The sequence below is a fragment of the Pseudomonas sp. GW822-FHT03F04 genome (assembly GCF_058801405.1).
This window is the reverse complement of record NZ_JBXANF010000005.1, coordinates 495365-509996: the sequence shown is the minus strand read 5'-3', so window position 1 is coordinate 509996 and position 14632 is coordinate 495365. Positions and strand designations below refer to the sequence as shown.

At 61.5% G+C, this 14632-nt stretch carries 3 protein-coding genes and 1 pseudogene; 2 read left to right on the top strand and 2 right to left on the bottom strand.

Annotation, left to right across the window (positions count from 1 at the left end):
• Positions 1-100: 100 nt before the first annotated feature.
• Together relB and AC1RMX_RS14710 are read left to right on the top strand one after the other, a co-directional pair.
• A complete protein-coding gene (gene relB, locus AC1RMX_RS14715; protein ID WP_096820227.1) occupies positions 101-295 on the top strand; it encodes a type II toxin-antitoxin system RelB family antitoxin in 195 nt (64 codons plus the stop codon).
• Positions 285-551 (top strand): annotated as a pseudogene (locus AC1RMX_RS14710) (type II toxin-antitoxin system RelE/ParE family toxin); the annotation flags it as partial. The gene relB and the pseudogene AC1RMX_RS14710, both read left to right, overlap by 11 nt.
• 68 nt (positions 552-619) lie before the next feature.
• Here the strand turns inward: AC1RMX_RS14710 and AC1RMX_RS14705 are convergent.
• Both AC1RMX_RS14705 and AC1RMX_RS14700 read right to left on the bottom strand, forming a co-directional pair.
• Entirely contained in the window at positions 620-13108 is a 12489-nt protein-coding gene (locus tag AC1RMX_RS14705) for a filamentous hemagglutinin family protein (RefSeq protein ID WP_493072444.1), read from the bottom strand.
• Between the two features lie 192 nt (positions 13109-13300).
• Positions 13301-14410: a substrate-binding domain-containing protein gene (locus AC1RMX_RS14700; protein ID WP_102621803.1), complete on the bottom strand. Its 1110-nt coding sequence runs from the start codon at positions 14408-14410 to the stop codon at positions 13301-13303.
• Between the last annotated feature and the right edge of the window lie 222 nt (positions 14411-14632).

The window sequence follows — 14632 nt, the reverse complement described above, 5'->3', positions numbered from 1 at the left end:
GCTTCATGGTTCTTCAAGGGCTCATGGAGTGCATCGTCTGCCAGTGACGACAATGGGCCAATCCCCCCTTAGACTGCTGAAATTGATCACGGAGATCACTATGAGCATATTGCATTCCCCGTTTTACTCTGACTTCGAATCCGAAGAAGAGGCAGAGAGCTACGATCGCTGGTTTCGTGCAGAGGTACAGGATGCACTGGATGATCCTAGTCCTGGTATTCCTCATGATGAAGTTATGGCAATGCTCGACCAGATGCTGGAAGAGATACGCAGGAAGCGCCGCGCTGCAGCTTGAATGGAGCAGCAAGTCCTCGCGTCAACTGGCTGACATCTTCAAATACATCGAGCAACACAATACCAATGCTTCAATTTCGCTAAGACACAAGGTGGGTGCAGCAGCACAGCGACTTTCATCAATACCTTATGGCTACCGACCTGGCCGAGTACCTGGCACTCGCGAAATGGTGATTCATCCGAACTATCTGCTGGTCTATCGAGTGAATGGCCACATCAAAATACTGAGGGTGCTTCACGCCCGACAAAAAATACCCTTCAACTTCAGCAACATAAAAAAAGGGCGGCCAAATGGCCGCCCGAAGCGTACTACACGAGAGTCCTTTTACAACGTCAGTTGCCCCCGCTCCTCCTCGGTCAACTGCTGTTTCGCCTGTTCATCCAGCGCCCCGGCGCCCAGCACCTGCACCGGGCTGTTGGGGTTGTAGCCCGGTGCAGGTGCACGGCTGGCGCCATCGCGGGTCGGGGCCAGTTGTTCGTTGCCGAAGCTGAGTACCTGCACGGTGAACACCGAAGCCTGGTTCTGGCGCGAGGCGGCTTGCTGCTGACGGGCGACGTCTTCCGCCGCCTGGGTCGCCGACGACGCAGCCGAGCTGGCCGAGGTGATCGCCCCGGTGTTGACCGCCGAGACCACCGGCACACCGGTTGCCTTGCCCTGCACCGCAATGTTGGCGGCATTGACCACCGTCAGCGCGGCGATGTTGACGTTGCCCGAGACGCGAATCCCCGCCTCGCCCGCATCGATGGTGCCCAGCGGCGCAATCAGGTCGATGTCCCCCGGTGCCACTTCGGCAATCGGGTTGAGCGTGGCGATACCGGCACCGGTGCTCGGCACCGATGGCGACAGGGTCACATTGCCCCAGGTGTCGTAGACACGTTTCGGCGGCGTGTAGACCACGGTGGTTTTCGAGCCGCGACCGGCGTTGATGTCGCCCTCGGCGGACCAGCCGAGGATCGAGCCACCAAACGTGGTCATGATCCGGCTCTGCCCCAGCAGAATGCTGCCCTGGGAGTAGAGCTGAATGTTGCCCGAGCCCTGGGTGATGATGCCCGCCGTGGACGGCGGCGCCGCGCCTTCGATACCGAACACCTGACCGCCGCCCGGCGTGAGCATCTGGATATCACCACCGAACAGCGTCTTAACCCCGGCGCCGCCATAAAGCGTGATATCGCCGTCATAACGGATCGGGTTGCCGGCCACATCGGTGGTCGGGAACAACGAGGCAATGGCATTGCGACCGCGCAGATAACTGCCTTTGCGCGGGCCATTGGCGTCGTTGTATTCCAGGCCACCGGCACGCAGTTCAGCGAAGTACACCTGACGAGCGAAGATTGCCTGCTCGGCGCTTGGCAGCGCAGCGAAGAAGGCTTGCGCCTGTTCTGCGTTGCCGCTGAAGCCGTAGCCGAGGGTCAGCCAGCTCTGCAGTTCGTCGAGGTAAGTCTTGACCACCTTGCCCGGTTGACCACTGAGGGGCACATCAGGATTGGCAAGGTTCTGCGAGTTCAGGTAATGCGCAATGAACCGCGAATAATCCACGCCCTGCGCGCCCGCCTGCATGACCACACTGGCGCCAGGCCGGTTATCCCCGGCCACTAGCGGCCCGATGCTGCTGATGCCGGCACGATCCTCCATCAGGATGTTGCGCCCGGCACTCATATCCAGCAGACCAGGACCGGCGATGTCGAAGCTGCTGTAGAGGATGTCGCGGCCGGCGGAAACCCGTGACACGTCATGCGCACTGTTGTGAATGAACAGGTTGCCCGAAGAACTGATGGCTTCGTTATTCCCCATTTCCTTCGGCGCCCTTGTCGGCTGGCCCAGATTGGCACCCGACGCCACGATATCGCGCCCCGCCAACATCCATACCGGTGCTGCCGCTTCGTACCAGGTGCGCAGTGTGGTTGCAAAAGACAGGGTTTCGCCGCTGCGCACACCCACCAGATCACCGGACAATGCATAAAAACGAGCCGGTGCCTGTACGCCGCTCAATCCCGAGTAGGTGTCGGCACCAAAAGCGAACAATGGATAACGCGAGTTCAGACGCGGTGCTATGCCATCGTTGCTGTAGTTACTCGTTGTCGGCCTGCTGTCGGTGTATTGCGCATACCCCGTGAACGCGGGGGCAAACGGCGTTGCAATGGCCAACAGGCTGGCGCCGGACTGATTGATCGCGTAGCCACCGGCGTAGATCGAGTCACCGGCCAGCATTTCCAGTTGCCCCGCCCTTGAAGGCGCCAGCAAGAGTGAATAGTTCGTTGCGGCAGGCGTCCCGTTTTCACTGAACGTGGCCGAAGCACCGGCATAGATGGAACCTTGCCCCGCCACGGCACGCAAAATCGACGGATACACGAAGCGTCCGTCAGTGGGGGACGTGTTGAGATTCGGGACAGTCCCCTGCGAGTCGGTTTCGGCCAATTGGGTACTTGGCGTCAGGTTGCCCCCCGCCGAAAACAGATCGATAGCCGTGTGATCGGTCCACAACGAGAAAGCCGACAAGCCGCCTCCTGCGTGAACAACACCGTTTGCATCCGTGAACGGCGTGGAGTTCTGCAGTTGGACCCGCCCAGGGTCGGCTGCGCCACCGAGGACCAGATCACCACGGGTGCTCAAGCGCATGCCCGAGTCGCCGGGTATCAGCACCAGCCCACCGGAAGCACTGCCCAGAGTCGAGGTAAACGGATCGAAAGCCCGGGTTTCGCGCGGGTCCTGATAGGTTGCGTAAGCACCATACTGCAGCTTGATCGCACCCGATGCGCCAGCCGACATTTGTGCCGCTCCGCGCAGGTTGATCAACGCACCCTGCAAATCGTGGCGTGGCGTGGCAGTACCGGTTTGCCCGGCACGTGCCTGCAATGACGGGTTCAGCATGCCGCCAATGCGAATGTCCATGTCGCCGCCACCGGTCAATTGCAGGCTGCCATCACTGCCCACTCGTCCGGTACTGCCCACTGCAACGATCAGACCCTGACTGCGTGGGTTGGTCACGCTGTCGCCCAGCGGCTTGAGCATACCGGCATCGCCTCCGGCTCGCAGGCTGACGTTGCCGCCGCCGAGTGCGCCGAAACCGGTAAAGCCCACCAGGTAAGGGGCGGTATCACTGCCCGCACCAGGCAGCGGCTGGGTAGCATAGCTGCCGAAGTTGATCCACCACGCCGTCGGCACATTGCTGTTGCCCGTGCCCTGACGCCAGAGCCAGTTGCCCACCGATGCGCTGGCCACCTGCTCTCGATAGACCGCCGTGTTGCTCGGCCCACGACGTCCGACCGCATCACCGGACACCGAGCCGCCGGCATTGATCGTCAGGTTGCCACCCAATGTCGGGTACCAGGCCTGATAAAGACTTTCGGTACCGCCATTGACCCATTTTTCGTAGTCCGCCCCTTTACTGCCCAACACCGAGTTGTCGTCGGTCAAACGTCCACGTGGCTGGTTATATCGCTGATCGATGTCGCTGGACTGAGTGCCGGCCGTGTACACACCGTAAGGTGAATCCATGCTCAGGTTGCCGGCCGCCAACAGATCGAGATCGCCGGTACCGGTGCGCAGCACGCTGAACATTTGCGAGTGAGTGGTGACAGCGATGCCACCCTTGTTCGGCATGCAGCCACCCGGATCGATGTCGCACCAGTACAGATCCTCTTCACTGATCGGTGTACCCGGCTCCTTGCCCAACCAGTTGCCTTCGGCCCACAGGAACTTGGCGGGAGCGACACAGTCCGCCGGATTTTCATCGCAGAAATGCAGATCGGCATCGGTCACGACCGAACCGGCCGGGCGGTTCTTGGAGTTGCCTTCAGCCCATTTGGTGTCGAGCTTTTTCTCGGTCACTTTCAACCCGTAATGGGTATCCGCCAGACGCAGATTGCCGTCCGCCGTCAGCGGCTTCAATGCACGGCTGTCGGCGGACTCAAGGTCGGCGCCGGCCACTACGCGCATCGACCACGACGTGCTGCCCGGTGCCAGCATGCTCGCGATGGCCCAGTTGCTGCCCTGCTGCGTTGTGCTTGAGTAACCGCGCAGCTCAATGAATGCAGTGCCATCGGCAAGCACGACGTCGGTCATGGACGGAATCAGCGAGCCGCGCAACAACGCCAGCGGGCCGCGCAATTTAACGCCCACAGCGTTGTTATCCGCCCCGATCGCACGAGGCAGCGGCACATCTTTTGGCCAGAGCATGGCAAGCAGGCTGGTGGCATCGTTCAATCGAGTGCCAGCCCCCAGCCGACTGCCTGCCGGCAATGTCACGCGGTCATTGAGCAAGGTGCCGGCGGCGTACAACAGGTTGCCCGATGCATCATGCACGGCGCCTGACAATACCGTGCCGGCGCTGATCGTATAGGCGTTGACCAGAACGCCTTCGGTCGGCAGCAACGTACCGCCCGCCAGCGTGGCCGCTTGAATCGGCAAGTCGTAATTGAGCGTGGTGCCCGCCGGAAACAGAGTGCCTTCGGCCAGAGTCACGCCGCTGCCCGGTACAATCAGGTCGCCGCCAAACGGCTGGACACCCGGCAGCAGTTTCCAGCCGGCATCATCGACGGTTTCCAGGGGCTTGGCGAAACCGTCGTTGATGCTGCCGTAGATATCCAGATTGCCGCCGGCACGAATCACCAGGCTGCCGGACTCACCAGAGCCATAGACCGGCGTCTTCTGCGAGTTCGGGTTGAGGCTGGCGTAGCGGTAATGCGACAGGTCGACATCACCTTCTACCACCAGATCGCCATCGGCCGTCTTGCTGACGATCTCGACACCGGGTCGCAGATGGAACGCATCGGCGTAGGACGCATTGTTGAGCCCGGCGAGCTTGCGTTGCAGCAGATCATTGTTGGCCAGCGCCGCATCGATGAACGTGGTGTTGTCACCGTCGATACGAACGAACATGGCCTGATCGATCACCTGATACGGCCGGCCGCTGGCGGCCGGATCGACACCATCGCGGGCATCCGCGTAACGTCGCACGCCATTGAGGCCGATGGAGCGCGCCCCTTCAATGGTCAGCGTACCGCTGGCATCAATGGCGATATCACCGACGCCAAGCCGTGGCGCGTTCAACTCCAGCGTACCGCGCGGCATCCCGTCGTTTTGCCCTGGCAGCTTGCCATTGACTGCATCGGTGCCATGACGCAGATCGATCCGTGCACCGGAGGCCAGTGTGAGCAAGCCATCACCGGAATTGAGTTCGACCATGGCGCGGTTCGGCGCGTCGATGATCTTGCCGTAGCTGTCGACCCGCAACACACGACCATGGGCATCGAGCACGGCATTACCGGAGAGGGTCAGGCCGTTTTTGCCGGACAGGCGAATGCTGCCGACCCGCTCACCACTGGCATCGACACGACCGCCAATGGTGAGGCTGCCATTGTCCACCACCACATTGACTTCGCCGGCCTTGAGCCCGTCGCCGATCAGCAGGTCACCCTGTTTGAACTGGAAGCTGCGACTGCCGAACACCTGCCCGGCGTTCAAGCGCTGATTGAGTGCGGCGAACTGTTCATTCAAATCGCCACCCAGCCGTTGCGCACGGATGTCCACACCGGCGGCCTTGTACGGCACCAGCGTACCGCCGGCATCGTAATAGCCGCTGCTGGCACCGAGGATTTCACCTTGCAGATCGACCTCCCCCGCATTCACCGCCAGTGCCACAGCACTGAGATTGCCGGCCTGATTGTTCTGCGCCGACAAGTCGATACGTGAGCCCGCCGCCTGGCGAATGTTGCCGTTGTGGCTATAGAGCGACACGTCTCCGCCCCAGCTGTATTTCTTCACGTCATTGAACGGCAAGGTGCGCCCGGCCAGATCCAGTTGCGCGTTGCCGGTCAGGCTCAGGTCGCCTTCTGCCTTGACCTGCAACTTGCCGCTGGCCAGCACGATACGTCCGTCGAGTACGACGTTGCGCGCTTCAAGACTCAGCTCTGCGCCCAGCGCATCGGCCAATGCAGCGCCACCGGTACCGGTGAGCGTCAAATTGTTGCCCGCCTTCAATGCGTTGACCGACGCCGCTTCGCCCGTCAGCAACGGCGTCAGCAGCGTAAGGTTGCCGCCGCTGTAGGTGTAGCCCTTGACCGGGTCATACGCGCCCTGTTCCTGGTACACCGACAGGCTGCCTTTGTGGTTGGCGGTAATGCGCTCACTGGCCGTGAGATTGACGTTGGCGAAACCCAACGCCAGGCGATCGTTCTGATCCAGTCCACTCGGTTGCGGACTTGGCCCATAGCCCAATTCGATCCGCTGCGCCTGGATGTCGAGGGTCCCGTGACCGCTGCCGGCCCCGCCCTTGACCACTGCACCCGGCTCTTGCGGGGCACCATTCCAGATCAGGTTGGCGGTACGGATGGTTGCGACATCCCGGGCATCACCCTGTCCGTAGATCGCCGGTGTGGTCAGGATCAGGTTTTGCAAATTGCTGCGACCGGTTTGCGGGTCCAGCGTATCGAGCGAGACACTGCCGAAAAAGTTGAAGGCGTCACGGGCTGTCAGGCTCAAGGACTCCAGCGCCGGAGCACCGAATTGCGTATCGCCCCGCAGCAGACGATCAAGCACGTTCTGGCTCAGCGTGAGGCCGACTGGCACGCGCCCTTCTGCACCCGTCAGCGCCTGCGCATTACCGACATTGATCGCACCCACCGCAAGCCCCAGGTGGCGTGTGCCGAAACGCACCGCGTCGCTCAGCTCAAACTGATTGTCGGTCGCCGCGGTGATGCTGCCGTTGGAGTAAAGTATCGCCGGGTTGCTGCACGGCTCAAGCGAACAGCTGCCGATACGGATACTGCCCGCTCCATTGATACCCACGGCCTTCGCCGGTGCCAGCACGCTGTTCCAGCCATTGGAAACCAGCAGCAGGCTGGCATTGCCGGGGTCGTAGACAAACCCGTCGGTTGAATCGAACGGGGCGTCACCACGTCCCAGCGTGTTGATACCCGCGCCGGCCTCAAGGGTGATGGTGCCGTCGATCTTGCGAGTCCGCAGAACCACTTCCGGCGCAGAAAGCACGGCACCTTCGCGCACCGTGATGTTGTCGGAGCCGATGTTGTTGGCGAAGGTGACAATATTGCCCCCACTGCCGTAGTCCACCGTTGGCAAGGCGCCAATCGCCAGCCTCCCGGCATTCATTTGATTCAGGCTGTCGGCGTACAGCGAAATACCCGTGAAACCCTGTGTACGCTGTCGACCCGCACCCAACACCTCGATGGTGCCATCGACTGAACGCACAACGGCGGTACCCGCCACACCGCCCTCGGTCGGCTTGAACAGCACCTGTCCGTTGAAGTCCAGGGCAATGTCACGGTCCCCGCCACTGTTGAAACGCAGCTCCAGCAACTTGCCATCCATCGGCGCCAGCGCCCGTGACACGCCCAGGCGCGCCGCATCGTTTTTGATGAACTGGGTGAAGCCGGTTTCGTTGTATTGCGAATAACGCCGCAGTACATCGGCCGAGGTCAGAATCAGCGCGCTGGAGAGACTGTCGCGTACACCGCTGTTGGCGATCGACATCTGCCCGTTGCTGGTCCATGAACCGTTGCGCATCTGCAACGCAGCACCGGTCTGCCCGCCCATGACCTGACCGTTGACTTCGACGCGAAATGCACCGGGCAACAAGGCGAATGTCGACGGCAGCAAGGTATAAGTGCCGGCCGCCAGCCCCGGCACACCGGCGGCGATGGTAATTTGCTGGCCGATACGCGGATCGACCGCCCCCGCCTCGGCGAGCACCGGCGCATAAACACTCTGATTACCCGGCACGATGGCATAAACCGGATTGCTCGCCAGCCCCGGCAGGCTGAAGGTGCCGTCATTGGCATTGCGTACCAACGGGTTGAAACGCGCATCGGTCGAACCGCCACGGCCGGAGACAAAGCCTGCGCCACGCAAGTCGCCGCCACCCGAAAGATCAATCACGGCACCTGGCGCGACGTCAATGTATTGCGACAGCAGGGTCACTCCCGTCGAAGCGCCGACAATCCCTTTGAGCGCTACAGGGCTGCCGTTGTAGCGATAGTCGATGCCATCGGTTGTACCGCCGTAAGGCATGACCAACCCGGCAGCGCTGAGGGACGTGAGACTGCCGGGCAATAGCTGGACTTCACGGGTCAGCACTGACTTGGTGTTCTCGCCCAGCATGATCGAACCGAGCGGCGCCCGCAGCACACCACCTTGCTCGATGCGGCTGGCAGCGAGCGTCAGATTGCCGAACACCGAGTAAGGCAGCGCAGTCGGCGCCGCGCCGTTGGAGAGAATGCGCAGAGTACCTTCAGAGGGTGACGTCTCCTGCTGAAAACCGGCACGCACCCTGGCACTCGCCCCAGTCACCGGGTAGATCTGAGCCGCGCTGAGGCTCAAGTCACCCGCCGCCCAGAGTTCGGACTGTGTTCCAGTGGTGGAGGCAAGAAACCGCATGTCACCCGAACTGGCGAGAGAAACCTGGGCGAAGCCACGGCGACCAACCTGCCGGGCCGGGCCATTGAGCTGCGCAATCGAACCCGACGTACCGAATGACAGACTGTTGCCGATGTCCAGCAGGTTCGACGTGGCGACGAACTGCGCCGCCGACAGGTTCGGTGTCGGCGCATTCATGACCCTTGGGCGGATGACGGCGTTGGAGCTGTAATAGACGCCCGTGCCCAGCATTCGCAGGTAAGGCGCAGACAGATTGATTCGCGCGGTTCCTTTCGAGTTTTCGGCCAGCGACACGGCGCCGGCATACAGGCTCAAGCTCTGATTCAGATGCAGGTCAACATCGCCGTCGAAGGAAATCAAGCCGTTGCTCAACAGGCCAAGATGATCGAAACCGCCTGTCATCAATGCATCGGCACTCAGCCGCGTGCGACCGTAGACCAACTGCCGGTCTGCCTCACCGGGCTCAAGATCCGCCGGCAACAGTGGCTCGCCCTTACCCTGGCCAATGATCAGTTCCCTTGGCAGGCGTACCTCGTTGGTGGCCAGGTTGGGATTGTAGATCGGCGTTTCCAGTGCGATGTCCAGTCGACCACCGGCAGCACCTGCACCGCCCGCCGCCGCCCGCAGATCGCCGTCGATAAACAGGCCGTTGTAGGAACTCAGGGAAATCTTGCCGCCATCCGTGGCAACCGTGGTCGGCCCCTGACCGGCGATGTCCAGCACCGCCTGAGTGCCAGAAGCGTCAAGACGTGCACCGTTGCGCACGATGACATAAGCGTCGGCCGACGTGGCGGTGGCCTTCTTCGCATCGATTTCACCGCCGATGATGATGCTGCCACCCTTGCCGACCTGGCCGTAGACGCGTCCCAGTGCATCGACTGCCGTGGTCGCGCGACCGGCCACATCCAGCACGGCGCGTTCGCCAATCCAGATCGAACGGTTATGGGCTTGATTGGCGGCTTCCAGGGCATTCTCGGCCGGATCGCTCAAGCCGAACTGCTGCTGGCGAATATCAAGGGTGCCGCCCCACGCATTCAGTTCGCCATTCACCGTGATCTGCCCCGGCCCGCGCAGACCGATCCGTTGCCCGGGATCGACGCTGATGCGTGAACCCGCGCCAAGCGTCAACGCGGACTTGAGCGGATCGGTCAGGCCGGCCTCGCTCGATCCAGCCTGCAACGACAGGCTGGCGCCACCTCGTTGAGTCAACACAGCCTTGGTCGGATTTTCCTGGAACAGCGTCGGCGTCCACAACTCCAGTGCCGTCTGCGGATCGACGCCGCTGACCTGTTTCGACGCCGCTTCAGCGAAACGATAGACCGGCATCGCGACGTCGAGCACGCTGTTGTCGGCGACCTCCAGGCCGTTCAAACCAATAATGCTGTACGCCGAGAAGCCCTTGCCGAACAGGTTCGGTGCCAGTTGCAAGGTGCGTTCGGCCAGCGTCTGGTCGGTCTGCCCGATCATGATCTTGTTGGCCTGTACCAGCAGCGTGCCGCCCCCGGTGACACCGTATCCGCGCACATCACCATCAAGGATGAGCTGTGTGTTACCTGGCGCGGCGTTGGCGCTGGACTCCAGCGTCACACTGCCGCCCTTCCCGCCGCGAGTCTTGCCGTTCGCCAGCACAGCGGCGCCAGACGAAACATCCAGCAAGCTCCCGGCCTGGACGTCGATATCGCCACTGCTGCGGATCGAAATCAGGCCACCGTTCAAATACGCAAGGTGGCTGCCGTCATCCGGGTTGGTGCCCAGATTGCTCCACAGACCGCGCGTATCCAGTTGCACACCGTCAGCCACAGTGACGCGGGTTGCGTGCCCTGTCGCGGCAGAAATCTTCGTGTCAGCGACCTTGTTGAGCTGCAGCTGATTGAGCACGTTACCCAAACGCACACTGCCACCGCGGGCCGTGAGATCGGCATCGATCTGCACATCCGGCGCGTATAGCGTGATGTCGCCGCCGGCATCGACCTTGAGCGCATCGTTAACGTCGATCAGGTCTTTGGCAGACACTTTCAGAGCGCCCAGCCTGAAACCGTTGAGTTGATCAGCATCGAGAAACAGTTTGCCTTTGCGCGCCTCGGACACTGAAGCGAGCAGATTCTGGTCATTGCCATCGGCCGGTTTCTCACCGCCAATACGTACCTGGTCGAACGTTGGATTGAGGCCGTACAACAGGCCGCCAGCGGAGGCAACATAGGCCGGGTCATAACTGCCGACGATCAGTTGCGCACGCCGCGCCACGGCTGTCTGAGACTGTTCATAACCGTCCAGTACAGCACGCGGTGTCTGGGTCTGGCGCTCACCTTGATACACCTCGCCGAGCATTTGCCCGTTGAGCACGGCGCTGCTGGTCGCAATCACCAGTTGCCCGGCATCGCGGCCCACGGTGTAGCCCGACTCGACACGTTTGGTCGGCGCGATCAGCGGGCTGTAGTAATAATTCGTCTGGCCCCAGCGCTTGCTGCTGTCCTCGTAGCCTTTGTACAAACCGCTGTAAAGAATATCTCCCGGCGCTCGAGAGATTTCATACAGACGCCCGTCGGCACCGCGCAGCCAGCTCTGGCGAATCTCGCCGCTCTGTACATCCAGCGTACCGCCGGACAGATTGATCAACGAACCTTGCTCGGTGACCACATCATTGCCGGCGAAACTGACCCGGCCGCCTTGCGCCATCCACTCACCGATGCTGTGGTTCTGCGTGCCCAGATAGCCGCCGACTTCGAGCAAGCCGCCGGCGGTGTACCAGCGGTCCGTGGCATAGCCGTTGGTGCCGGCGGGGACATACACCAGTTCGCGCACATCGACCCACACGTCATTGCTGTTCAGCGCACCGCTCTCGCGGTTGACCGACGCATCACGCTGCTCGTTGCCCTGTACGTTGATTTTGATGTTGTTGGATTCCATCGCGACTTTTACGCCGATGGCGCCGGACACATCGATCATCGCGCCGTCACGCACCAGGCTGCGACGCCCTGCCGTCACGGCGACCTGACCGCCTGTGGCAAGCGTGATCGAGCCGTTCTGGAACTCGACGCTGCCGCCGCTCTGCACCTCGATACGCGACTGGTCGCCGCGCACCTTGTTGTTGGCGTTGACACCGGTCAGCGCGGCTTTGTGCTGACTGTCGAGTGCCGTCAGATCGCTGCTGTCGAGCAAGATCGCCGTGGCGCTGCCCTGCCCCAGGGTGACGCTGCCGTTGGTGTCGGTGGCCGGGTTGAGCACGTGGATGGTGCCGCGCGTTGCCACCGAAGTGCTGGCCAGCAGCACACCGTTTTGCTGCACCTCATGGCCGGTCAGGGTGATGTCGCCCGTGGCGGCCTGAATCAAACCGCTGTTGCTGACCTTGCCGGCACTGCTGCCAGCCTTGAAGCCCGGAACGACTTCACTGCCGAACGTCGTGGAGAAGCCGTTGCCTTCGGTGCCCGAGCCTTTGCGGATATAGAAACGATCGCCGGCGCCGAGCACGGTCTGGCCTTTGGCGGTGTTGATGCTGCCGTCGTTCTGCACCTCGTTGCCCAGCAGCAAGGCATAGCCGCCGGCATCGGTGGACGTCGCGGGCGCGTGGGTTGCAATCGCTGCGCCGCGCTCTACCAGTACCTTGCCGGCAGCGTCGGTAAAGGTCGGCTGACTGGCGTTGCTGTCGAAGTACAAGCCGCGGTCACGGAACTGGATGTCGGTGATATTGGCGGCAGCGGCCACCAGGTTACGCACGTTGACCTGGCTGCTGCCGCTGAACACGATGCCGTTGCGGTTGATCAGCATCACCGTGCCGTCGCCCTTTATCTGCCCCTGAATCTGACTGGCGCGGGCGCTCGGATCATTGACCCGGTTGAGCACTGCCCAATTCGATTGCTGGGCAAACTCGACCGTGGTGTTGCGGCCGACGTTGAAGGTTTCCCAGTTGAGAATCGCCTTGTCGGCGGTCTGTTCGATCTTCACCGTAGTCTTGCCATCGGCCTGGGACTGCTGCGGGCCTTTGGCATTCTGCCAACCCTGGGCAAGGCTGTTATCGACCTTCAACCCGCCCTCGCCCAGACCATCCGGCACAAACTGCACCGTACCCAACGCCGCCGAGCGCCCGGCAGCCTGAGCCGCTTGCTGCGCGGCAATCGCGGCCACGGTGTTGTTCAACGTCTGAATCGAACGTTGCAATTGCTGATTGGCTTTCTGTTGCTGCGCCAATGGCGGCGTCATTCCCGGTAACCCACCGGTGCCGGGCCTTGCAGCGGCGGCTTGCTGGGCGGCGCCCTTGGCGGCAAACCAGCCCGAGCTGAACGCCGTTTGCGCGTGCGCACTGCCTGCCACCAGACACAACGCCACCGCCTGAGCCAGCGGCTTGAGCAGCCACAATGCCGGGTCCATGGCATCACGCTTGAAGGACTGGACGTGGGTACGACGACGGGATGGGCGAGCGAGCATCACTACGAGATCCTTTTAAGAGCTGCAGGTCGGCAACCACCTGCTGTTAGGACATAGGCGGTTGGCAAGGGGCACGACCGAACGGATGTCACACAAACTTCATGTTGGGGGAGTAATTGCGCGCGGTTCCGGCAAAAAAAATGGCAGCCCCAAAAGGGGCTGCCATTCAAACCGCTGACTTGAAGTGAAACCTTACAGAGGACGGCCAACAGTGTTGCAGACGCTGGCGTTGTTGATGTCCAGGTTGTTGCCGGTGGAGTTGGTGATGAAGTTGGCGGTCACAGCGTTTTTCCAGTTGGTCGGAACCACGCTGAAGCCGTGAGCCACGGTCGCAACGGTGTTGCCTGGAACGCTGTAGTGAGTGGTCAAGAAGGCCTTCACGTCAGCAGCCACGGATGCATCCTTGTAGCACTGGCCGAAGATGAAGTTGGTGTAGGCAGCAATTGGGTAACCGGTGGCTGGGTTGGCAACAACCGGAGCCCACTGAGCTGGATCAGCCGGGTTGACTGGCAGTGTGGCCGAAGACAATGCGGTAGTGACGTTTGCGGTGGTCGGCTGAACACCGTTGACACGCGAAACGACGGCATTGCTGTTGGCATTCACGCCATCCGGACCCACGTAGCCGATGGAACCGTCAACAGCGTTCACGGCAGCAGCGACGTCAGAGGTGTTAACCACGCCTACGAAAGTGGTTGGCAGTGGAGTGCCGGCTGGCTTCAGGGTGTTGGCGAACGTGGTGGTGACGGCGAACTTGGTTGGGCAAACCGCGTTCAGGTGGCGAGTGAGGATTTCCGAAGTGCCGCTGGAAGTGGAGCGATACACAACGCGAATCGGGGTGGCGTCAGAGTTGTTCAGCAGGTCGCCCCACTTGGTGGCAGTGCCCGAGAACACGTCGCACAGCTGAGCGCTGGTCAGGTTCAGAGCGGTCTGGCCGGTCTTTTTGTAAGGAATGGCAACCGAAGTGGCGACCGAAGGCAGTTGGATCAGCGGGCCGTAAGTGGTGCTGTAAGCGGTGTTGTAGTTACCGATTTCGGTAGCGCTGAGCACCGAGTCGCTGCCAGCGAAGTGAACCGTACCGGTGGTTTTGAACTGCGTCGAATCGTTGGTCAGGAAAGCCACTTTACCCACGCCGCTGCCTGTGCCCAGGTAGCTGAAGTTGGCTGGCAGGATGCTGTTGGCAGAACCTTTGTACAGAGCGGCAGGCAGAGTCGCGCCACCACCGGTTACGTTGGCGGCCATGGCCTGGGCGGAAGCCAGGGCAGCGACGGTCAGGGAAGCTGCGATCAGAGTGCGCTTGAACATGAAGAATCTCCTTTTCAACTAGGTTGGGAACACAGGTTTTCGGATTGCTTGCATGACACTGGGAGGACTCACCGCTGACCTTCGCAAGCGGGGTCCGTGGTTAAGTCGCACTGAGAAATTCGCAGTTTCCGGTGACAGATAAAGGAAAAAACCTCGGGAGGTGCAGGCTGATTTTCGAGGGATTTTCTCGGGTGTTCTGGTGGTTATCCGGAGTGTCTAAGA

Excerpts from the sequence above, each read along its gene's own strand:
- relB (WP_096820227.1), top strand. The coding sequence starts at position 101 with ATGAGCATATTGCATTCCCCGTTTTACTCTGACTTCGAATCCGAAGAA.
- AC1RMX_RS14705 (WP_493072444.1), bottom strand. The coding sequence starts at position 13,108 with ATGCTCGCTCGCCCATCCCGTCGTCGTACCCACGTCCAGTCCTTCAAG.
- AC1RMX_RS14700 (WP_102621803.1), bottom strand. The coding sequence starts at position 14,410 with ATGTTCAAGCGCACTCTGATCGCAGCTTCCCTGACCGTCGCTGCCCTG.